Origin of the sequence: Pseudarthrobacter sp. NPDC059871, from assembly GCF_042731175.1 — a bacterium.
In the GTDB taxonomy this organism is placed as follows: Bacteria; Actinomycetota; Actinomycetes; order Actinomycetales; family Micrococcaceae; genus Arthrobacter.
The window spans coordinates 209,876-231,293 of the sequence record NZ_JBHWJV010000008.1 but is presented as its reverse complement, the minus strand read 5'-3'; the positions used below and the strand labels follow the sequence as shown (position 1 = coordinate 231,293).

The window sequence follows — 21,418 nt, the reverse complement described above, 5'->3', positions numbered from 1 at the left end:
TGCCGGGAGGCTGATGGGGAGGGCGCGACGCCGGCCCTCCCCATTGCTGTTAGGCCGTCACCGGGAGCGGGGCCCGGCGGTGCGCCGGTTCCTCCGTCAGTTTTCCCTGCTGCAGCCGGAACCGGCGGTCGGTCTTGTTGGCGAGGGCACGGTCGTGGGTAACCACCAGGATGGTGGTGTTGTGGTCGCGGCTGAGGGCGCTGAGGAGCGAGATGATGTGGTCCCCGGTCTCCTCGTCCAGGTTGCCGGTGGGTTCATCGGCCAGGATCAGCTTCGGCTCGTTGGCCAGGGCACGGGCGATGGCGACGCGCTGCTGCTCTCCGCCGGAAAGCCTGTTGATCCGCCGGTCGTGCTTGTCCTGGACCAGCTGGACCTGCTCCAGCAGATCCTTGGCGCGCTGCTGGCGGGCTGCCTTGCGCATTCCCGCAAACTCCATCGGCAGCATCACATTGTCCACGGCGGACAGGTTGGGGATCAGGTTGAACTGCTGGAACACGAAGCCGATGTCCCGCCGGCGGTACTCAGTCAGTTTGGCATCGGGCATGCCCGCCAGGCTCACGCCGTTGACGACGACGTCTCCGCTGGTGGGCTTGTCCAGCGCACCAAGGAGGGAGAGCAGTGTGCTCTTCCCGCTTCCGCTCTTTCCCACGATGGAGGCGAGGGTGCCCTGTTCGAGGACGAAGCTGACATCGTTGACCGGCTTGATGGTGCGGTCACCGGAGTTGAAAGTGCGGACCAGGTTCTTGACTTCAATCATGGCTATTCTCCTCGCAGGACTTCGATGGGACGGATGCGTGAGGTTAGCAGCGCCGGGACGAGCGCGCCGATGATGGCGACGCCGAAGACGGCGGCGATGCCGGCCGCGATGACCCCAGGAGAGGCGCTGGCCGTGACGGAGGTGAGCAACTGGGAGGCGCCGCCGAACGGATTCCCGCCAGGGAACCCAGCGCCGCCGCCTGGGAACCCGGCACCGCCGCCAGGAACTCCGCCAGGCATGCCGCGCCCGGCGGTGGTGGCCGTCGTCGTACTGGTGCTGTTGGTGCTGATCATCGCGGAAGCGATGCCGCTGCTGGCAAAGGCGGCGATGACTGCGCCCGCCGCGCTGCCCAGTGCTGCAAGGACGAGGGCTTCGAGGACGAACTGCAGGCCGATGGTCCGGTTGGGAGCGCCGATGGCCTTCAGCACGCCGATCTCCCGCCGGCGCTCGCGGACCAGCATGACCATGATGAGCAGGATGATCAGCCCGGCGGTGCCGAGTGCGGCGACGAAGGCGATGAAGGAGATGTTCTTGACGCTGCCAAGCGAGCTGACGGCGGTCTCCAGGTTCTGTCCCTGGGTGACGTCCGCCTTGTCAGTGCCGAGCGCGTCCTGCAGTGCGGTCTTGGCGGCTGCAACATTGTCCAGCGAGTTCACCGTAACGATCATGGTGGACAGTTCGGTGGGGGTCCCGGCGAGAGCCTGGGCGGTGGGAAGGGTCACGTACGCGGCGTTGTTGCCAAAGGCGGTGCCGGCGTCGAACAGGCCTGCAACGGTGTAGGTCTGGCTGTTGATAGTGAACGTGGAGCCGACGGCGAGGTTGTTCTTCTCCGCCAGGGTGGTGCCCAGGAGGGCGTTCGTGGACTCGGCGGTGTAGTCGCCCAACCCTGTGCCTTCGGTGATGGTGAGGGCCTTGCCCGTGGTGTCCACTTCGGCGCCGATGCCGGTGGCTGTGATGGGCAGCGACCGCATGGGCTGGGTGGTGGATCCGGTAGACCCCGTGGTGCCGTTTGACTGCTGGTTGCGGTTACCGAGTGTTCCCGCGTCCACTGCCGCCGTAAGGCTGGTGGTCAGGGTGGCGGCCGCCTGGCCGCCGGGACCGCCCTGGCCGCCAGGGCCGCCTTGGCCGGTTTGTCCCGCTGCCGTCTGGGCGGCGGCTTCCGTGGCATTCCGCAGACGAAGGGAGGAGGTCCCGACGACGGCGCTCACGTTGGGAACGGCGGCTGCAGTGGTTGCCTGCTCGGTGGTGAGCGGTTCACCACCACCTTCGAAGCCCTGGCCTCCGGCCGGGTTCACGGTCAGGACGGTGCCCACGGAGGCATTGAGCTCCTGGACTTTCGCGCCCACGGCCTGGTTGGCCACCAGCATGGCAAGGGCCAGTCCGATGGCGACGGCCAGCACGGCAACAACTGCTGCGGTCCTGACTTTGTTTCTGAAGGCGTTGCCTACGCTCCGGGCAAGGACGCTCACTGTACTCCTAGGATTTCGGGGCAGGCCTGCAAGCCCGCTGTCAGGGTCAACAATCAGCGGAATCCCTGTGCGGACTGCTGGCTGAACCTGTGTTTGCCCTGTGAAGACCCCTTGACAGTCTTGTCATGACGCGCGTAAGAATTAAGCAGTTGCTCGGAAACCGCTTTCTCAGCAACGGCTTCCCACCTTTTCATCCGCACCCCTCAAGGCATGTGGTCTCTGTGGCATGCCGGAAATAAGGCCAATGACGTCCCCTAAACGCGATAACGCACGCACTTCCACGTCCCGAAGGCTCCGGCGTCCCGCCGGAATCGCAGCATCGGCAGCCGCCGTGGCACTGGCTGCGGGCCTTGCTGTGACGGCGCCCGCAACCGCCGGCCCCGCACCGGTCGGCGGAGGAGTGATCAAAGCCGACGATGCGGCACCTACGGGTTGGGCCGCCGTCGGACGTGGCACGAACGGCGGCGCCGGTGCACCTGCTGACAGCCGCTACGAAGTCAGTACCCTCACGGAATTGAAGGCCGCGCTGGCCAACAACGGCCAACCGACCGCTCCCAAGATTGTCTACGTCAAGGGGATCATCGACGGCAACCAAACCCCGGACGGGCGAATCCTCGGTGAGCAGGACTACGCACCGGGCTACGACATCAATCAGTACATCTCCTGTTTTGGACCTGGCGGCAAGGTCTGGAGCGACCAGACTTTCGAATACTGCAAGAAGCAGCGCCAGCTTCGCCAAACCGGCAGCAATAACATGAAGCGGCAGATCGAAGTCAGCCTGCCCAGCAACACCACGCTGGTTGGCCTGGGGGATGGCTCAGGATTCGTGGGTGCCAACATCGTGATTCTGAGCGCCACGAATGTGGTGGTGCGGAACCTCAGCGTGGAAGCGCCGGTGGACTTCTTCAGCACCTGGTCGCCGGATGACGGCAATGGCGCCTGGAACGCGCGGTTTGACGCCGTGTCCTCGGTGACATCGGATCACCTGTGGATTGACCATGTCAGCCTCTCGGATGGCCGGTTCCCGGATAGCGAAGCTCCGAAGGGCCCCAACGGCAAACCCGCCAACCGGCACGACGGCCTGCTGGACCTGAAGGACGGCACAGACTTCGTGACCATTTCCAACAGCAGGCTCTCCAACCATGACAAGACCATGCTCCTGGGTTCCGGCGATGAGCACGTTGACAAGGACGGCGGCAAGCTGCGCGTCAGCTACATCGGCAACTACTTCGAGAACCTCCAGCAGCGAGCACCCCGCGTCCGGTTTGGCCAGGTCCACGTGGTCAACAACTACTTCTCCGGCAGCACCGATGATCCGCACTACCCGTTGGTGAGCGAGGCCCAGGGCGGCAGCAGCTACTTCCTCGGCGCCGGCTACGAGTCGCGGATCTTCTCCGAACGCAATGCCTTCGAGTTCACGGGCCCCGGAGCCGACCCGTCGATCATGGTCAGCAGCTACAACGGCAACCGGTTCAGCGACACTGGGTCCTGGTACAACGGGCAGCCCGCGGACCTTAACGCCATCGCCAAGTCCTCGTTTGAGCAGAACCGCGCGGAGGCACTGGCCGAGGCAGAAGCCGGCGGCGTTCCGGCTCCGGACTGGACGGGCTGGGACTTCACCACGGATGTGGGCTGGGACCCCGCCGATGTCTACGGTTACAAGGCATTCAGTACCCCGCAGGCAGTGAAGAACCATGCGCTGAAGTTCACCGGGCCCGGGGTGCTCAAGGTTAGGCAGTAGGGCAGGCCGCCCGCAGCGGCAGGCTGGAACGGAAACAGCCCGGCCCCCACATGGGAGCCGGGCTGTTCCGTTCGTAGGTAATGCGGAGTGCTACTTGGTGATCGGGCCGAGTACCGGATCGTCCGTGTAAGCGGTCTTCACGTTGGCGGCGGTGACGATGACCGGCTCCAGCAGGTAAGCCGGAACGGTCTTGACGCCGTTGTTGTAGGAATCCTTGTCGTTGATTTCCAGGTCCTTGCCGGCCTGGAGGTCCTTCACCATGGTGATGGCGTGCTCAACGAGCTTGCGGGTGTCCTTGTTGATGGTGGAGTACTGCTCGCCCGCCATGATGGACTTGACCGACTCAACCTCGGAGTCCTGGCCGGTCACCACGGGGAGCGGCTTGCCGGCTGCCTTGACGGAGGTCAGGACTGCGCGGGCCAGGGTGTCGTTGGGGGAGAGGACGCCGTCCAGGGAAGCGCTGGAGTAGCTGCCGGTCAGCAGCGTGTCAGCGCGGCGCTGGGCGTTCTCGGCCTTCCAGCCCTGGGTGACAGCCTGTTCGAAGTTCGTCTGGCCGGACAGCACCTTGAGCGTGCCGTCGTCGATCTTCGGCTTCAGGACGCTCATGGCGCCGTCGAAGAAGACCTTGGCGTTGGCATCGTCAGGGGAACCGGCGAACAGCTCGACGTTGTACGGGCCATTGGGCTTCTTGGCCTTCAGTCCGTCCAGCAGGGCCTGGCCCTGCAGTTCGCCGACCTTGAAGTTGTCGTAGGCCACGTAGTAGTCCACGTTGTCGGTGTTCAGCAGCAGCCGGTCATAGGCAATGATGGTGGCGCCGGCATCTTTGGCCTGCTTGAGCTGGGTGCCCAGCTGGGAGCCGTCGATGGCGCCCACGATAATGACCTTGGCACCCTTGGTGACCATGGCGCTGATCTGGTTTTGCTGCTCGGATACGCCGCCGTTGGCGAACTGGACGTCAGCCTTGAAGCCCGCGCCGTTGAGGCCGTCATTGAACAGCTTCTCCGCGAGGACCCAGTTTTCGCTGGTCTTCTGCGGAAGTGCGACGCCGATGGAGGAGTTCTGATCGAATCCTCCGGCGCCGCCGCTCGCTCCGCCCGATGGGGTTTCCGAGCGGCCGCAGCCCGTCAGCGCCAGTGCTGCGATGGCAGCTACCGCTGCGGCCTTTCCTGCTTTACCAAACATTCGCATAGTTGGTTTTCTCTTTCTTTGTGATGGATTACCGCTATTCGGTTGCAAAGCTCAGGCTTCCCTGGCAATCGCTTCCTTGGTGGAGGTGGTTTCGTCGGGCTGGGTGGGGCTGCTGGGGCCGCCGCCGGACCGGCCCATGTTCCTGGTCAGCAGTCCGATGATGGACTTCTTGCCCTGGCTCTTGTTGTAGACGTCGAAGGCGACGGCGATCAGCAGCACCAGGCCCTTGATGATCTGGGTAAGGTCGGCGCCGACGCCGAGCAGCTGGAGGCCGTTGTTCAGTACAGCCATGACCAGGCCACCGATGATGGACCCCACCACGGTGCCCACGCCGCCGGTCACCGCGGCGCCGCCGATGAAGACTGCAGCGATGGCGTCCAGTTCCCAGCCCACGCCGTCGAACGGGCCTGATGCCGTGGACCGGCCCACGAAGATCATGCCGGCCAGGCCGGCCAGGATGGACATGTTCATCATCACCAGGAAGTTGACCTTCTTGGACTGCACACCGGAGAGCTCGGCCGCGTGCCGGTTCCCACCGACCGCGTAAACGTGCCGGCCCAGGATGGTGCGGGAGGAGATGAAGCCGTAGAGAAGTACCAGGACAGCCAGGATGAGGCCGGGGATGGGGAACGAGGTCCCGGGCCGGCCAGTGGCGAACAGGTATGTGGCGTAGAGGATGGCGCCGCAGACCAGGACCAGCTTCAGGGCCGTAACCCACATTTCCGGGACCTCGGCGCCCAAGGCCTTGGCGCGGGACCTGGAGCGCAGTTCTCCCCAGACCACGAACGCCGCGGCGGCGATGCCGAGGAGCAGGGTGAGGTTGTTGAACCCGGTGTTGGGCCCGACTTCCGGCAGGTAGCCGGAGCCGAGGTACTGGAAGTCGTTGGGGACGGGGATGGTGTTGGACTTGCCGACGAACTGGTTGAAGCCGCGGAACAGGAGCATGCCGGCCAGCGTGACAATGAAGGCAGGGATCCCCACATAGGCGGTCCACCAGCCTTGCCAGGCACCGATGGCGGCGCCGAGTACGAGGCCGAGCAGCACGCCCGCCCACCAGGGGATGCCCCAGTCGCGGATGGCCAGGGCTACGGTGACACCCACGAACGCCGCAACCGAGCCGACGGAAAGGTCGATGTGGCCGGCGATGATCACCAGGACCATGCCGATGGCAAGGATCAGGATGTAGGAGTTGCCGTTGAAGAGGTTGATGACGTTGCCGGGCGTCAGGGTCCGGCCTTCGGTGAAGATCTGGAAGAAGACGATCAAGGCCACCAGGGCAAAGATCATGCCGAATTGGCGGGTGTTGCCGCCAAACAGCTTTTTGAGGGCGTTCATGGTCAGTCCTTGGGTCCGGAAGTTTCTGGGATGATCCAGGGGATCAGGCGGCTTTTCGGTTGGGGTTGGAGGTCATCAGTTTCATCAGGTTTTCCTGGCTGGCCTCGTCCTTGTCCAGGACACCGGTGACGGTGCCTTCGAAGATGGTGTAGATGCGGTCGGACAGGCCCAGGAGTTCGGGGAGCTCGGAGGAAATGACAATCACTCCCTTGCCCTGGTTCGCCAGTTGCTGGATGATGCCGTAGATCTCGTACTTGGCGCCGACGTCGATGCCGCGGGTGGGCTCATCCAGGATCAGCAGGTCGGGGTCCGTGAACATCCACTTGGCCAGGACCACCTTCTGCTGGTTGCCGCCGGAGAGCTTGGCCACGCCTTCTTCCACCGACGGAGTCTTGGTGCGGAGGGACTTGCGGTACTGCTCTGCGACGGTGAATTCCTGGTTCGCGTCCACCACTGAGTGGCGGCTGATTTTGCGAAGGTTGGCGGCCACCGTTGTGGTCTTGATGTCATCCAGCAGGTTCAGGCCCAGGGATTTGCGGTCCTCGGTCACGTAGCCCAGACCGGCATCGATGGCCTGGCGCACGGACTTGAGCGTGACTTCCTTGCCGTCCTTATATACGTGCCCGTCGATGAACCGCCCGTAGGACCGGCCGAAGACTGACCTGGCCAGTTCGGTGCGTCCCGCGCCCATCAGCCCGGCGAAACCGACGATCTCGCCCCGGCGGACGAAGAAACTGGAGTTCTTGCACACCAGCCTGTCCTGCACGTTGGGGTGGCCCACTGTCCAGTTCTTCACCTCGAAGAAGACTTCGCCGATCTTGGGTGTGTGGTCCGGGAACCTGGACTCCAGGGTGCGGCCCACCATGCCCTTGATGATCCGGTCCTCGTCCACGCCGTCCGCTTTCACGTTCAGCGTTTCGATGGATTTGCCGTCGCGGATGATGGTGATCGAATCGGCGATCTGCTCAATCTCGTTGAGCTTGTGGGAAATGATGATGGAGGTGATGCCTTTAGCCTTCAGGCCCTTCATCAGGTCCAGCAGGTGCTGGGAATCGGACTCGTTCAGGGCTGCCGTGGGTTCGTCCAGGATGAGGATTTTCACTGACTTGTTCAGCGCCTTGGCGATTTCGACGAGTTGCTGCTTTCCGACGCCGATGTCCTTGATGGGCGTGTCCGGATCCTCGCGCAGGCCTACGCGGGCCAGCAGGTCCAGGGAGCGGAGCCGGGCCTCGGACCAGTCGATGACGCCCCGTTTGGTGGGTTCGTTGCCCAGGAAGATGTTCTCCATGATGGACAGCTCGGGAATCAGCGCCAGTTCCTGGTGGATGATCACGATGCCGGCGTGCTCGCTGGCCCGGATGTCCTTGAACTGCTGGACCTGCCCCTGGTAAACGATGTCGCCGTCGTAGCTGCCGTAGGGGTAGACGCCCGAGAGGACTTTCATCAGGGTGGATTTGCCGGCCCCGTTTTCGCCGCAGATGGCGTGGATTTCCCCTGCTTTTACCCGCAGGTTCACGTTGGCCAAGGCTTTAACGCCGGGAAATTCTTTGGTAATGGACCGCATCTCAAGGATGATCGGCTCCGCTTGTGTGGTCTGGGACGTCATGTGCCCTAACCCTCCAATGCAATGACTTCTTTGTCCGGCCGGCAAAGCGCAGGGCCGTCTGATCCAAAAGTAAACTGGATCACAGCTATTGTCGTCAAGTCTTGAACGCAATTGCCGGATAACGAAACGATCTACATTTTGCGGATGCCCGCGTGTTGGAAGACCAGTGCCGCTGCGCCGAGGGCCTCAGCACGGTCCCCGAGGGATGACATGGTGAGTGTGGTGGTCTCGCCAATGACGGGCACGGCGTGCCGCACGAGGCCTCGCCTGATGGGGTCCAGCAACAGGTCTCCCAGGCCCGCCAGGGGCCCGCCCACCACAATGACTTCAGGGTTGATCAGGTTGGCCACGTTGCCCAGGGCGCGGCCCACGGAAAGGCCGGCGTCATCAACCACGCGAAGGGTGGCGGGATCTCGGTTGAGCGCCTTCCGGACGATGTCCGCTGGGTTCAGCGGGCGGTCCTCGCCCCGGCTCAGGAGTTCGATCATGGTGGTGGTGGACGCTATGGTTTCCAGGCATCCCCGGTTGCCGCAGCGGCACACCAGGCCTTGTTCGTGGATGGTGGCGTGGCCAATTTCCCCGGTGATGCCGACGTTCCCGTAGTAGGGCGCCCCGTTGAGGATGAGGCCTGCGCCGATGCCGGATCCTATCTTCAGGAACATCAGGTTGCTGACGCCTGTGTGTTGCCCCCAGGTGACCTCGGACCATGCCCCGAGGTTGGCGTCGTTATCAATGAAGACGGGGATTTTGAGCGTGTCTTCCAGATGCTGGAGGATGTTGATTCCCACCCACTCCGGCAGGATGGCGCCTTGCGCCACGGTGCCCGTTCGGCGGTCGATGGGGCCGGGGATCCCGACGCCGGCGCCCACCACCGAAGAGCGTTCCGTTCCGCTTTCCTTGAGGAGTTTTGCGAGGAGGACAACCGCCGCCCGGATGCCTTCCTCGGCCTGGTGGCCCAGCGGCAGCATGACCGATTCTTCAGCGATGACGTGGTAGCTCAGGGAGGCCAGCACCACCCGCAGGTGCCGCCGGCCGAAGTCGATGCCGACGGCCACTGCACCGTTGCTGTTGAGCCGGACATTCAGGGCCCGGCGGCCGGAGCTGGTAATGGGTTCGGTGGACGCCAGTCCCGAATCCAGCATGATTTTGACGATGTTGGACACGGTGGCAGTGGAGAGTCCGGTCTGCCTGGCGAGTTCGGCCTGGGTGGATGGTCCGCCCATGAGGCTTTCGATGATCCGCTGCTGGTTCAGCTGGCGCAGCGCGGATTGCGAGCCGGGGTTCTTGGGCTTGCTCTTCGTTGAGCGCGGGGTGGCGGACATGCTAAGAACATTGCCCTATCCGCACTCTTGTAGTCAAGAAGTTAACGCATGAGTCGCCTCATGCCTGGGGCGGGCTTGGTAGGTCAATTAGCCCGCTGCGCCTTGGCGGCGGTGCAGATGGTCCCGCGGGACGATTCGCAGCGATGGCTACGCTGGGACCAAGATTCCCATTTGGGGACCGTCCGGAGTAGGGAAGGTGGAAACAGTGCTGCTGGCACTCCTGCAGGCAAATGCCGAAGTTCTTGATATTGACGCGAACTGCGCGGTAATTGACAGTGCGGCGCGGGACGCGGCGGCCGTGGGCGCGGCAGTGCTGGTGACCCCTGAGCTCTTTCCGGTGGGCTACGCACCCCTCCGGGTCCGGGCAGCCCTGGATCCCGCCGAACTGCCCGGCCTCCACCGCAGGCTCGCCGTCATCGCCCGGAACCACGGCATCGGGCTTGTCTACAGCTTGCCGCGGATCACTCCGCAGGGGGAGTGGCAGATCAGTGCGACCCTGCTGGACACGGACGGCAGCACCCTGCTTGGCTACGGCAAGGTCCACCTCTTCGGCGCTGACGAACGTGCCGCCTTTACTCCTGCGGCGGAACAGCCCGCCGTCGTAAATTTCCAGGGAATCCCCACCTCCATGGTGATCTGCTACGACGTGGAGTTCCCCGAAGCTGTGCGCGCGGCCGCCGCCGGTGGCGCCGAACTCCTCCTGGTGCCAACCGCCCTGGCCCACGGGTTCGACGACGTTCCACAGATTTTGGTCAGGGCCCGTGCCCTGGAAAGCCAGCTGGCCATTGCCTACGCAAACCATTCCGGAGTGGAAGACGGCTGCCGTTTCCTCGGCGGAAGCGTCATCGCCGGTCCGGACGGAAAACTGCTTGCTGCCGCAGGGGAGGCACCGGTGCTGCTGTACGCCGAACTGGACCCGGACGCTCCCCGCCGTGAGCGGGCAGGGGTGCCCTACCTGGCGGAGCGCCGCCCCGACCTGTACCGCAGCTGGAGCATCTGACCGGTCCGCGGCGCTCTTGAGCTGTCAGGTGCCAGGCGGGCTGACGGAGTCCACGAACTGGAGCGCAATCCACAGCTCGGCCCGCACGGAGGCCTGGCTGAAATCCGTGTCCAGCAGCACGGCCAGCGCGTTGACCTGGCGCCGGACACTGTTGCGGTGCAGGCCCAGGTCCTTCGCCGTTGCGTCCCAGTTGCCGTTCGCGCCCAGCCAGGAGCGCAGCAGGCCCAACTGGCTGTCCCTGCGTTCCGGATCCAAGGCCATGACCGGCGCCAACAGCCGGCTGGCAAGCATGCTGCCGGCTCCGCCGCCGAGCAGCCCGGCCACCGTCCACGCCTGCTCCTCTTCCCTCACTGTCCGGCCGGTGGCGATGACGCGGGGGCGCAAGGCACTTGCGTCCCGGTACGCGGGCGGGAGGCCGGGGAGCTCGGCTGTTCCGCCAACCACCAGGCCCCAGCCCAGCCGCTCCACCTCGGCCACCAGCTGGTCATCCACCTTCAACCGGGTGATCGCAGCGAACCCATAGTCGGTAAGTTCCACCAGCTTCGTGTCGAAAAGCCTCCGCCACTGGAGCAGCTCCCGGACCGGCCCGTCCGCCACCGCGCCCTCCAGCCGGACGCCCTGGACCACCCTGAGGGGGCCGGTCCGGGTACCAGAGACGCTTTGGGCCAGCAGGTCCCGGACGCTGTTCAGCTGCCGGGTGCTGCCGCCGGCGAGGCTCTCCGGGTGCAGCAACACCGCCGCGGCCAGCTGGCTGGGCGCCAGTGAACCGCTGGTCCGCTGCCGGACAAGAAGCTCCAACAGTCCCACCACTGAGGAAACCACGCTGTTTTGCGCAGGCGTAAGCGGTTTGGCGGTGCCCAGGACCAACGCGCCGAGCGTAGCGTCCTTGCTGCTGCGCAGGGGGTGGCCCAGAGCCATCACCTGGCCATGCCCGGGCAGCGCCTCGGTTTCCACGCGGGGTCCACTGCCGGCAAGCAGCTTTTTGACCAGGGGCTGCACGGAGGAAAGTTCGACGACGGCTCCTGCCTTGGCGCGGACCTTTCCGTCCGGCCCGAACAGGGCTGCCCATACAGGGACCTTTTGCGTCAGGGCCGCAAGCAGTTCGTGCTCCGGGCGCGCCGAGAGGACGGCCCGCATGAGATGGCGGTTCGTTTCGGCCAGCTGGCGGAACGCCTGGGCGTTGCCCGATTCCAGCAGCTTGGAGAACTCCAGTCCAAGCGCGGCAAAGGGGATGCTGGCCGGGACTTCCACCAGCGTCAGGCCGCGGCGCCGGCACGCGGCGGCCACCTCGTCGGGTACGGCATCGTAGTACGGCTCCAACCCGAATCCGAGGGCGGCCACACCCGCATCCACCAACCGGGCAACGTACTCATCAGCCAGCGCCGGATCCACTGGTCCCGGCACCTGCGGGCGGGAGGCGTCCCCGCGCTCCTGGCCGCCGTGCCCGCTTCCCGTCCCCGCCTGCAGGAAAGGCAGCCCCGCTGTGAGGACGAACTCGCCGTCCAGGAGGTACGGGGTGGGATCCCCGAGCTCGCTGGGCTCCACCCAGCGGAGGGGCGCTTCACCGTTGCCGGCATCGTGGAGCACCGTGACACCGGCGGGCAGTTTTCCGAGGAAACGGCCCAGTGTCACCGCGTCCTGCTCTGGAACGGCGACGGGCGTCTCACCGGAAATTGGTGCAATATGTCTCATGGGCTTTCACTATAGGTCACTTTGCACCCCATTGAGATGCCGCTCACACCCCTACGCTGGGGTGGGGAATCCAACCATCCACCGACCCATGAACGGACGTCAACGATGACTGTGCCCACACTTCCAGGCCAGGTGACCGGCCGCACGGACGGCCGCCCCTCGCTCGGCGCGCAACTGCTCCGCCGCAAGCCCCTCGCACTTATGGCAGCTGAAGCGGACGCCGGCACCGGCGGACCCCGGCTGGTGCGGAGCTTCGGCGTGCTGCAACTGACCATGATCTCCGTCGGCGCCACCCTGGGTACCGGCATCCTGGTGATCCTGGGCGAGTCCGTTCCCCTGGCCGGTCCGGCAATCTGGATCTCGTTTGCGATTGCGGGCCTCGCCGCTTTGCTGTCCGCCGTCTCGTACGCGGAAATGGCCGGGCTGGTGCCGGTTGCGGGCTCCAGCTACTCGTACACCTACGCCACCATGGGCGAAGGCATGGCGTGGATCTGCGGATGGTGCCTGGTGCTCGAATATGCGGTCTCGGTGGCCGCCGTCGCTGTGGGCGCCGGACAGTACGTCAACGAGGCGCTGGCAGTCTTCGGGTCAGTCCTTCCGGACGCGCTCTCACAGCCCCCGGGTGACGGCGGCATGGTCAATGTTCCGGCTGTGGTGATCGTCCTCCTCGCCACGGTCCTGCTGGTCCGCGGCGCAAAGGAAAGCGCCTGGATCAACACCGCCATCGTGGCGGTCAAGGTCGGCATCCTGCTCTTCTTCTGCGCTGTGGCCTTCACCGCCTTCAACGCCGGCAACTTCGATCCCCTCCTGCCCATGGGTGCCGCGGGCGTCTCCGCAGCAGCTTCCCGGGTGTTCTTCTCCTACATAGGCTTTGACGCCGCTTCCACCGCCGGTGAGGAAGCACGCAATCCCAAGCGGGACCTGCCCCGGGCCATCATGCTCTCCATGCTCATCGTCACCTCCATCTATGTCCTGGTTGCCGTGGCAGCCATCGGTGCCCGGCCGTGGGGATGGTTCGACGGAACGGAAGCGGCACTGGTGAAGATCCTCGAAGAAACCACCAGGCAGCCCTGGATCGCCCTGGTCTTCGCCGTCGGAGCCGTGCTGGCCATCGCCAGCATCGTCCTGACTGTGCTTTACGGCCAGACCCGTATCCTGCTCTCGATGTCACGCGACGGCCTGGTGCCACAGGTCTTCAGCCGCGTCTCCCGCCGGACCGGGACTCCCGCTGCCGGGACCCTGATCATCGGTACCGCCGTCGCGCTCACCGCCGGCCTGGTGCCCCTGGGCGCCCTGGCCGACGCCACCAGCATTGGCACCCTGTTCGCCTTCGCCCTGGTAAACGTGGCGGTCATCTACCTCCGCCGTGCCCGTCCTGAGCTCGAACGTACTTTCCGGGTGCCGTTCTTCCCCGTGACTCCGATCCTTGGCGCTTTCATGTGCATCTACCTGATGGCCAACCTCGGCGCCGACACGTGGATCACCTTTGGCGTCTGGATGCTGGTGGGGGTGGCTGCCTACTTCGGCTATGGCCGCCGGAACTCCAAAGTGGCGGCCCTCGGCGGCAGCGAACACCTGGACGTACCGGCCGTGAACCACCAGTCCTGAACCACTGCTCCCGGCGACTACCCCGGACTTATTCACACCAGCACGCAGCAACTCCGAAGGCAGATATCAAATGACCACAGCTACCGAGCTTCCCGCCTCCGATCCGTCCAGCACCTCAGCGTTTACGGAAGACGCTCCCCGGCATCCGGAGGAGCAGGCGGGGCCCATTACTATGCTCAACCCGGACTTCCCGTTCAGCTATGACCGCTACCTGGCCCACCCCGGCGGGCTGGGCTCGGTTCCGGATGAACTGCTGGGCACCGAAGTCGCCGTCATCGGGGCCGGGCTTTCCGGCCTGGTCACCGCCTACGAGCTGATGAAGCTGGGGCTGCGGCCGGTGGTCTACGAAGCGGACCAGATCGGCGGAAGGCTGCGCACCGCGGCCTTCCCCGCGGCGCCGGGCGTCGTGGCGGATTTGGGTGGCATGCGCTTCCCCGTCTCCGGCAAGGCTTTCTACCACTACGTGGACCTGCTGGGGCTGGAGACGCAGGACTTCCCCAACCCGCTGGCCGACGCAACGTCCAGCACGGTGATCGAACTCGCCGGCAAGAAGTACTACGCGGAAAAGCCGGGCGACCTGCCGCCGTTCTTCCGCGAAGTCGCGGACGCCTGGAAGTCAGCCGTCAACGACGGTGCGAAATTCGGTGAGATGCAGGATGCCATCCGCCGGCGTGACACTGCCCGGATCAAGGAACTCTGGAACGAACTGCTCCCGCTCATGGACGAACAGACGTTCTACGGCTTTATCGCTGCCAGCGACTCCTTTAAGGCGGCAGGCTTCGCGCACCGTGAGGCTTTCGGCCAGGTGGGTTTCGGCACCGGCGGCTGGGACACTGACTTTCCCAACTCCATCCTGGAAATCCTGCGCGTGGTCTACACGGACGCGGACGACCAGCACCGCTTCATCCGCGGGGGAGCGCAGCGGTTGCCCGAGGCACTGTGGCAGCACGCGCCGTCGGACCTGGTGCACTGGCCTGCCGACACGTCCCTGGCGTCGCTGCACTCGGGATCACCACGGGGCGCCGTGGGAAAGATCAGCAGGGACCCGGACGGGAACCTGCGGGTCCGTGAACGGTGGGGCCGTGAGGCCAGCTACCCGGCCGTCGTGACCACCTGCCAGTCGTGGCTGCTGTCCACCCGGATCCATACCGAGGAGGCGCTGTTCCCGGCAGAGCTGTGGACGGCCATCGAACGCTCCCATTACATGCAGTCCTCCAAGACCTTCGTTATGGTGGACCGGCCGTTCTGGAAGGACATCGATCCGGAAACCGGAAACGAGGTCTTGTCCATGACGCTGACGGACCGGCTGAACCGTGCCACGTACCTGCTGGATAACGGTTCGGACCAGCCCGCCGTCATCCTGCTCTCCTACACCTGGAATGACGACGCCCTGAAGTGGCTTGCCCTCGACGCCGATGAGCGCGTGGAGCTGATGCTGCATTCCCTGGAGCAGATCTACCCGGGCGTGGACATTGCGGGCCACATCGTGGGCCAGCCCATCACCGTGTCCTGGGAGGCCGACCCCAACTTCATGGGCGCCTTCAAGGCGAACCTGCCGGGCCAGTATCGGTACCAGCAGCGGCTGTTTACGCACTTCAAGCAGGACAAGCTGCCCGAATCACAGCGCGGCATCTTCCTGGCGGGCGACGACGTCTCCTTCACCGCAGGCTGGGCCGAGGGCGCCGTCACCACCAGCCTGAACGCGGTGTGGGGTGTCATCAACCACCTGGGTGGCGGTTCTGCAAAGGACAACCCGGGCCCGGGCGACCTCCTGGATGAACTGGGTCCTATTAGCCTCGACTAGTGATGGAGGTCGCGGTGTTTCGCCGCGAGCTCCACATACCGTGACGCGTTGGCGCGGACGCCGTCGAACTCTTCCTCCGTCAGTTCCCGGCGCACCTTGGCGGGAACCCCGGCCACCAGTGAGCGCGGCGGAACCACCGTTCCTTCCAGTACCACGGCGCCGGCCGCCACCAGCGAGCCGGTGCCGATGACTGCCCCGTTGAGGACGGTGGCGCCCATGCCGATGAGGCAGTCGTCCTCCACGGTGCAGCCGTGCACGACGGCGGCGTGCCCCACGCTGACGCGTTCGCCCACCGTGCAGGGGAAGCCGGGGTCGGCGTGCAGCACCACGTTGTCCTGCAGGTTGCTGCCGGCACCGACAGTGATGGCGGCGGTATCAGCCCGGACCGAGACGCCGTAGAACGCGCTGGAGTCCTTGGCCAGGGTGGCGTTGCCGATGATGGACGCCGACGGGGCTATGAACGCTGATTCGTGAACGGCGGGGGAGTGACCGCCGAAAGGGTATAGGGGAGCCATGGCTTCACCCTAAGCCACCCTTGCACCCAACTGGGTAGCAATAGATGCCGTTTTGTGGCGCCATAACGGCATCTGCTGCTACCTAGTTGAAGACCACGGTCCGGTTGCCGTCCGGCAGGACCCGGTGTTCGGCGTGCCACTGCACGGCCTGGACCAGGGTGCGGCCCTCGACGTCGCGGCCCATCTGCACGAACTGCTCCGGAGTCCGGGCGTGGTCCACCCGGATGACTTCCTGCTCGATGATGGGGCCCTCATCCAGGGCAGCGGTGACGTAATGGGCGGTGGCGCCGATCAGTTTCACGCCGCGGGCGTGGGCCTGGTGGTAGGGCTTGGCACCCTTGAAGGACGGCAGGAACGAGTGGTGGATGTTGATGGCCTTACCGGTGAGATCGGTGCAAAGCTCGTCAGAAAGGATCTGCATGTAGCGGGCCAGGACGGTCAGCTCAATATCGTGCTCGGCAATCAGGGCGCGCAGCTTGTCCTCGGCCTGTTCCTTGGTGTCCTTTGTCACCGGGATGTAGTGGAACGGGATGCCATAGAACTCGGCCAGCCCGGCCAGGTCGCGGTGGTTGGAGACAATGGCGGGAATCTCGATGGGCAGCGTGCCGGAGCGCTGCTGGAACAGCAGGTCGTTGAGGCAGTGGGCTGACGTGCTGGCCATGATCAGGGTCCGGACCTTGTCGCCCACGGCATTGAGGCTCCACTGCATGGAGAAGGCCGCTGCCACCGGTTCCAGGGCTGCCCGCAGTTCGGAAGCAGGGGCGGCAGTGGTGACCTCCACCCGCATGAAGAAGTTGCCTGTTGCCGGGCTGCCGTACTGCTGGGAATCCATGATGTTGCTTCCCGCCACCAGCAGGGCGCCGGCCACTGCGTGGACGATTCCGGGGCGGTCCGGGCAGGACAGGGTCAGTACGTAGGCTTGGTTCAGCTGGTCTTCATTCACGCGTAATAGCCTACCCGCGCGGCAGGTGCCGGTTTTGGTAGGCTGGGAGCGTCGCAACTGGCGTTGGGTGGCTAACCACCAGGGAGCGGCAATCACGAAGACCACGGATCGTACGCCTGGGCCGAGGGTCATGTTTTGCCGGATTTGGTCTGCCTGCGCCAGCGCAGCAGCACCATGCCGGGCGCCCTCACGCCCTGTCATCAAGGCGGTGCGGGAGTGCGCCAGCCGGTAGCCTGACCTTAGCAGTGCCCGTTTCCCTAGCCAGGAGTTTTTCGTGACTACTACAGCCACCTCAACCACAGCAGTGAGCAACCAGCCGCTGGCCGAGCTCGACCCCGAAATCGCGGCAGTCCTGGACCAGGAGCTTGGCCGCCAGCGCGGCACCCTGGAAATGATTGCCTCCGAGAACTTTGCTCCCCGCGCCGTCATGGAGGCCCAGGGCTCCGTCCTGACCAACAAGTACGCCGAGGGCTACCCGGGCCGCCGCTATTACGGCGGCTGCGAATACGTGGACGTCGCAGAGCAGCTGGCCATCGACCGGGTCAAGGCCCTGTTCGGCGCCGAGTACGCCAACGTCCAGCCCCACTCCGGTGCGCAGGCCAACGCCGCCGCGCTGTCCGCCATGATCACCCCGGGTGACAAGATCCTGGGCCTGTCCCTGGCCCACGGCGGCCACCTCACTCACGGCATGAAGCTGAACTTCTCCGGCAAGCTCTACAACGTGGCTGCCTACCAGGTGGAGGAAGACAACTTCCGCGTTGACATGGACAAGCTCCGCGAGCAGGCCATCGCTGAGAAGCCGCAGGTCATCATCGCCGGCTGGTCCGCCTACCCGCGCCACCTCGACTTCGCAGCCTTTCGCTCCATCGCCGATGAAGTGGGCGCGCTCCTCTGGACGGACATGGCGCACTTCGCCGGCCTGGTGGCAGCCGGTCTGCACCCGAGCCCGGTTCCGTACTCCGACGTCGTCACCTCCACGGTCCACAAGACCCTGGCCGGCCCCCGTTCCGGTGTGATCCTTGGCAAGCAGGAGTGGGCCAAGAAGCTCAACTCCAGTGTCTTCCCGGGCCAGCAGGGCGGACCGCTCATGCACGTGATCGCGGCCAAGGCTGTTGCGTTCAAGATCGCCGGCGGCGAAGAGTTCAAGGAGCGCCAGGAGCGTGTCCTCGAGGGTGCCAAGATCATCGCCGACCGCCTGAACCAGTCCGATGTTGCCGAGGCCGGCGTCTCGGTCCTCACCGGCGGCACCGACGTGCACCTGGTCCTCGTTGACCTGCGCAACTCCCAGCTGGACGGCCAGCAGGCCGAGGACCTCCTGCACTCCGTGGGCATCACCGTCAACCGCAATGCGGTACCGTTCGATCCCCGCCCGCCGATGGTCACCTCCGGCCTCCGCATCGGTACGCCTGCATTGGCTACCCGCGGATTCGGTGCCGCCGAGTTCACTGAGGTCGCCGAGATCATCGCCACCGCCCTCAAGGCAGGCACCGGCACCGACGTTGAAGCCCTGCAGTCCCGCGTCGACAAGCTCGCCGCCGACTTCCCGCTCTACCCCCAGCACGAGCAGTGGTAACCAATGACTGAAACCACCACCGCACAGATCCTGGACGGCAAGGCCACCGCCGCTGCCATCAAGGCCGAGCTGACCGAACGCGTGGCCGCACTTAAGGCCAAGGGCGTCACCCCCGGCATCGCAACTGTGCTTGTGGGCGCCGACCCCGCCTCGCAGCTGTACGTCTCCATGAAGCACAAGCAGTCCGTGCAGATCGGGATGAATTCGATCCAGCGCGAGCTGCCGGCCGACGCCACCCAGGCCGACGTCGAGGCCCTCATTGATGAACTCAATGCGGACCCCGACTGCCACGGGTACATCGTGCAGCTGCCGTTGCCCAAGCACTTGGACACCGATGCCATCCTGGAGCGGATCGACCCCGCCAAGGACGCCGACGGGCTCCACCCGACCAACCTCGGCCGCCTGGTGCTCAACGTCAACGGCGAGATCACCACTCCGCTGCCGTGCACCCCGCGCGGTGTCATCGAGCTGCTGGAACGCAACGGGTACAGCCTTTCCGGCAAGCACGTGGTGGTGGTTGGCCGCGGCGTCACCATCGGCCGGTCCATTGGCCTGCTGCTCACCAGGCGGGCTGTCAACGCCACGGTAACGCTGACGCACACCGGCACCAAGAACCTGTCGGAGCTGCTCAAGCAGGCAGACGTCATTGTGGGCGCCGCCGGCGTCAAGCACATCGTCAAGGCCGCGGACGTCAAGCCGGGCGCTGCCCTGCTGGATGTCGGCGTTACCCGGGAAACCGATCCGGAGACCGGCAAGAGCCGCGTGCACGGCGACATTGAGCCCGCCGCCGCAGAGGTGGCCGGCTGGATCTCGCCGAACCCCGGCGGTGTGGGTCCCATGACGGTGGCCCTGCTGATGACCAACGTGGTCGAAGCCGCGGAACGCTCGGTCGAATCGGCCGGCTAGCCACGGGAAACGCGCACGACGGCGGCGCGGAACCTTTCGAGCGAAAGGTTCCGCGCCGCCGTCGGCCGTTAACTCCAAACTGCGAGTGCCCTTCCACATCCCCGGCACCTCAACTAGTGTGCGGAGGGTGCACAACGAAGCCTTCCTGCCGTCCGGCATCCGGTCCGGCAGCCCGCCGTCGCGCCTCATCGTCATCGCAGCCGACAACCTGACCAAGAAGTACGGCGACCTCGCGGCCGTCAACGGTATTTCCTTCTCGGTACCCGCGGGGGAGTCCTTCGGGCTCCTGGGCCCCAACGGCGCCGGAAAATCGACCGCGATGAAGATGATCGGCGGGGTCACCCGGCGCACCTCGGGCACGCTGGACATCATGGGCCTGGACCCGGACACGCACGGCCCGGAGGTTCGCGCGCACCTGGGTGTGGTGCCCCAGCAGGACAACCTGGACGAGGAACTGAGGGTCCGGGACAACCTCCTGGTCTACGGCCGCTACTTCGGCCTGCCCATGAGCTACCTGAAACCCAAGGCCGATGAGTTGCTCGAATTCGCGCAGCTGACCGACAAAGCCAGATCCAAGGTGGACGCCCTGTCCGGCGGCATGAAGCGGCGCCTGACCATCGCCCGGTCCCTCATCAACGAACCCCGCATCCTGCTCCTGGACGAGCCCACCACCGGGCTGGATCCGCAGGCACGGCACATCCTGTGGGACCGGCTGTTCCGGCTCAAGGAACAGGGCGTCACGCTGATCCTCACCACCCACTACATGGACGAGGCAGAGCAGCTGTGCGACAGGCTGATCGTGGTGGACAAGGGGCGGATCATGGCTGAAGGGTCGCCGGCGCGGCTGATCCGTGAGCATTCCACCCGGGAAGTGGTGGAGCTGCGCTTCGGCTCCGAACGGAACACCACCATCGCGGCGGAGCTGGACGGCATCGGCGAACGCCTCGAGGTGCTGCCGGACCGGGTACTGATTTACGCGGACGACGGCGAATCAGCCCTTGAGCATGTCGCTTACCGCGGCCTGCGGCCGCTGACCTCGCTGGTCCGCCGGTCCTCGTTGGAGGACGTGTTCCTCCGGCTGACCGGACGGAGCCTCGTTGACTGACACTCGGCCGGCACCGGGGACCGGGCCTGTCCTGAAGGCCCACGGACCCGCAGTCGCCGCCGCCAGGGCGCGGCGCTGGGGTGCGTTCTACTACGCGGAGCAGGTGCTGCGCGTGATGAAGGGCTACAGCTGGTCCATCGTGATGTACAGCGTGGGCCAGCCCGTGGCCTACCTGTTCGCCATGGGCGTGGGGCTGGCCACGCTGGTGGACGGGCAGGGCGGCGCAGCCTTTGGCGGCGTCAGCTACCTTGCGTTCATCGCCCCGGCCCTCCTGGTGTCCGCCGGCGTGATGACCGCAGCCAACGAATTCACCTTCCCGGTGATGGACGGGTTCAAGTGGCGCCGCACCTACTATGGACCGCATGCTTCGCCGCTGACCCCCGGCCAGATCGCGGCCGGCCACATCATGGCGGTCACGCTGCGCCTGCTGGTCCAGTCCGCCATCTACTTCCTTGCCGTGGCACTGTTCGGCGCTTCACCGTCAGGCTGGGGCTGGGCGGCCATCCTGGTGGCCACCCTGACGGGGCTTTCATTCGGCCTGCCACTGATGGCCTACTCCGCTTCCATCACCGAGGACAAGGGCCAGTTCGCCCTGGTGATGCGGTTCATCGTGATGCCGCTGTTCCTCTTCTCGGGAACTTTCTTTCCGCTGGACTCCCTCCCGCTGGCCGTGCGCTGGATCGGCTGGGTATCGCCCATCTGGCACGGCACTGAACTGGGACGGGTCCTCAGCTACGGGTACCAGGAGCCGCCCCTGCTGACGCTCCTGCACCTGGCAGTCCTTGTTGGCCTGGCGGCGCTGGGCTGGACACTGACCCGCCGACGCTTCGCCCTGAGGATGGGACAGTGACCAC

17 protein-coding genes are annotated in these 21,418 nt (G+C 65.4%); 8 read left to right on the top strand and 9 right to left on the bottom strand.

Annotated elements, in window-relative coordinates:
* Positions 1-49: 49 nt before the first annotated feature.
* Positions 50-757, bottom strand: coding sequence for an ABC transporter ATP-binding protein (locus tag ACFV4R_RS12805; protein ID WP_377202512.1), 708 nt, complete (start codon positions 755-757; stop codon positions 50-52).
* Between the two features lie 2 nt (positions 758-759).
* Positions 760-2,226, bottom strand: a complete 1,467-nt coding sequence (locus ACFV4R_RS12800; RefSeq protein WP_377202513.1) for an ABC transporter permease — start codon at positions 2,224-2,226, stop codon at positions 760-762.
* 244 nt (positions 2,227-2,470) lie between these two features.
* On the opposite strand from ACFV4R_RS12800, the gene ACFV4R_RS12795 reads away from it, so the two are divergent.
* Positions 2,471-3,967: a polysaccharide lyase family 1 protein gene (locus tag ACFV4R_RS12795; protein WP_377202514.1), complete on the top strand. Its 1,497-nt coding sequence runs from the start codon at positions 2,471-2,473 to the stop codon at positions 3,965-3,967.
* A gap of 90 nt (positions 3,968-4,057) precedes the next feature.
* Here the strand turns inward: ACFV4R_RS12795 and ACFV4R_RS12790 are convergent, their stop codons facing one another.
* From ACFV4R_RS12790 to ACFV4R_RS12775, 4 genes are all read right to left on the bottom strand, one after another.
* Complete coding sequence (locus ACFV4R_RS12790) at positions 4,058-5,155, bottom strand: substrate-binding domain-containing protein (protein ID WP_377202515.1); 1,098 nt, start codon at positions 5,153-5,155, stop codon at positions 4,058-4,060.
* A 51-nt stretch (positions 5,156-5,206) separates the two neighbouring features.
* Positions 5,207-6,490, bottom strand: coding sequence for a multiple monosaccharide ABC transporter permease (gene mmsB, locus ACFV4R_RS12785; RefSeq protein WP_091718877.1), 1,284 nt, complete (start codon positions 6,488-6,490; stop codon positions 5,207-5,209).
* 43 nt (positions 6,491-6,533) lie between these two features.
* Positions 6,534-8,096 carry a multiple monosaccharide ABC transporter ATP-binding protein gene (mmsA, locus tag ACFV4R_RS12780; protein ID WP_377202516.1) on the bottom strand — a complete coding sequence of 521 codons (1,563 nt, stop codon included), beginning with the start codon at positions 8,094-8,096 and terminating at the stop codon, positions 6,534-6,536.
* A gap of 131 nt (positions 8,097-8,227) precedes the next feature.
* On the bottom strand, positions 8,228-9,418 hold the full coding sequence (locus ACFV4R_RS12775) for an ROK family transcriptional regulator (RefSeq protein WP_377202517.1): 1,191 nt from the start codon (positions 9,416-9,418) through the stop codon (positions 8,228-8,230).
* A 205-nt stretch (positions 9,419-9,623) separates the two neighbouring features.
* On the opposite strand from ACFV4R_RS12775, the gene ACFV4R_RS12770 reads away from it, so the two are divergent.
* Complete coding sequence (locus ACFV4R_RS12770) at positions 9,624-10,418, top strand: nitrilase-related carbon-nitrogen hydrolase (RefSeq protein WP_377202518.1); 795 nt, start codon at positions 9,624-9,626, stop codon at positions 10,416-10,418.
* A 24-nt stretch (positions 10,419-10,442) separates the two neighbouring features.
* On the opposite strand, the gene ACFV4R_RS12765 is transcribed toward ACFV4R_RS12770, so the two are convergent.
* The gene (locus tag ACFV4R_RS12765; RefSeq protein WP_377202519.1) at positions 10,443-12,110 is read right to left on the bottom strand and encodes a PucR family transcriptional regulator; all 1,668 of its coding nucleotides are present in this window, start codon (positions 12,108-12,110) and stop codon (positions 10,443-10,445) included.
* Between the two features lie 105 nt (positions 12,111-12,215).
* Between ACFV4R_RS12765 and ACFV4R_RS12760 the strand changes: the two genes are divergently transcribed.
* Both ACFV4R_RS12760 and ACFV4R_RS12755 read left to right on the top strand, forming a co-directional pair.
* On the top strand, positions 12,216-13,718 hold the full coding sequence (locus ACFV4R_RS12760) for an amino acid permease (protein WP_377202520.1): 1,503 nt from the start codon (positions 12,216-12,218) through the stop codon (positions 13,716-13,718).
* A 70-nt stretch (positions 13,719-13,788) separates the two neighbouring features.
* Positions 13,789-15,522, top strand: a complete 1,734-nt coding sequence (locus ACFV4R_RS12755; protein WP_377202521.1) for a flavin monoamine oxidase family protein — start codon at positions 13,789-13,791, stop codon at positions 15,520-15,522.
* Here ACFV4R_RS12755 and ACFV4R_RS12750 read toward each other — a convergent pair.
* Together ACFV4R_RS12750 and purU are read right to left on the bottom strand one after the other, a co-directional pair.
* The gene (locus ACFV4R_RS12750) at positions 15,519-16,037 is read right to left on the bottom strand and encodes a gamma carbonic anhydrase family protein (protein ID WP_377202522.1); all 519 of its coding nucleotides are present in this window, start codon (positions 16,035-16,037) and stop codon (positions 15,519-15,521) included. The genes ACFV4R_RS12755 and ACFV4R_RS12750 overlap by 4 nt on opposite strands.
* Positions 16,038-16,119: 82 nt before the next feature.
* The gene (purU, locus tag ACFV4R_RS12745; RefSeq protein WP_377202523.1) at positions 16,120-16,980 is read right to left on the bottom strand and encodes a formyltetrahydrofolate deformylase; all 861 of its coding nucleotides are present in this window, start codon (positions 16,978-16,980) and stop codon (positions 16,120-16,122) included.
* Between the two features lie 274 nt (positions 16,981-17,254).
* On the opposite strand from purU, the gene glyA reads away from it, so the two are divergent.
* From glyA to ACFV4R_RS12725, 4 genes are all read left to right on the top strand, one after another.
* Positions 17,255-18,553 (top strand): serine hydroxymethyltransferase, encoded by a 1,299-nt coding sequence (gene glyA, locus ACFV4R_RS12740; protein ID WP_377202524.1) that lies wholly within the window; start codon positions 17,255-17,257, stop codon positions 18,551-18,553.
* A 3-nt stretch (positions 18,554-18,556) separates the two neighbouring features.
* A complete protein-coding gene (locus ACFV4R_RS12735; RefSeq protein WP_377202525.1) occupies positions 18,557-19,459 on the top strand; it encodes a bifunctional methylenetetrahydrofolate dehydrogenase/methenyltetrahydrofolate cyclohydrolase in 903 nt (300 codons plus the stop codon).
* Between the two features lie 127 nt (positions 19,460-19,586).
* Positions 19,587-20,564 carry an ABC transporter ATP-binding protein gene (locus ACFV4R_RS12730; RefSeq protein ID WP_377202526.1) on the top strand — a complete coding sequence of 326 codons (978 nt, stop codon included), beginning with the start codon at positions 19,587-19,589 and terminating at the stop codon, positions 20,562-20,564.
* The gene (locus tag ACFV4R_RS12725) at positions 20,557-21,414 is read left to right on the top strand and encodes an ABC transporter permease (protein ID WP_377202527.1); all 858 of its coding nucleotides are present in this window, start codon (positions 20,557-20,559) and stop codon (positions 21,412-21,414) included. Before ACFV4R_RS12730 ends, ACFV4R_RS12725 begins: the two co-directional genes overlap by 8 nt.
* Positions 21,415-21,418 lie beyond the last annotated feature (4 nt).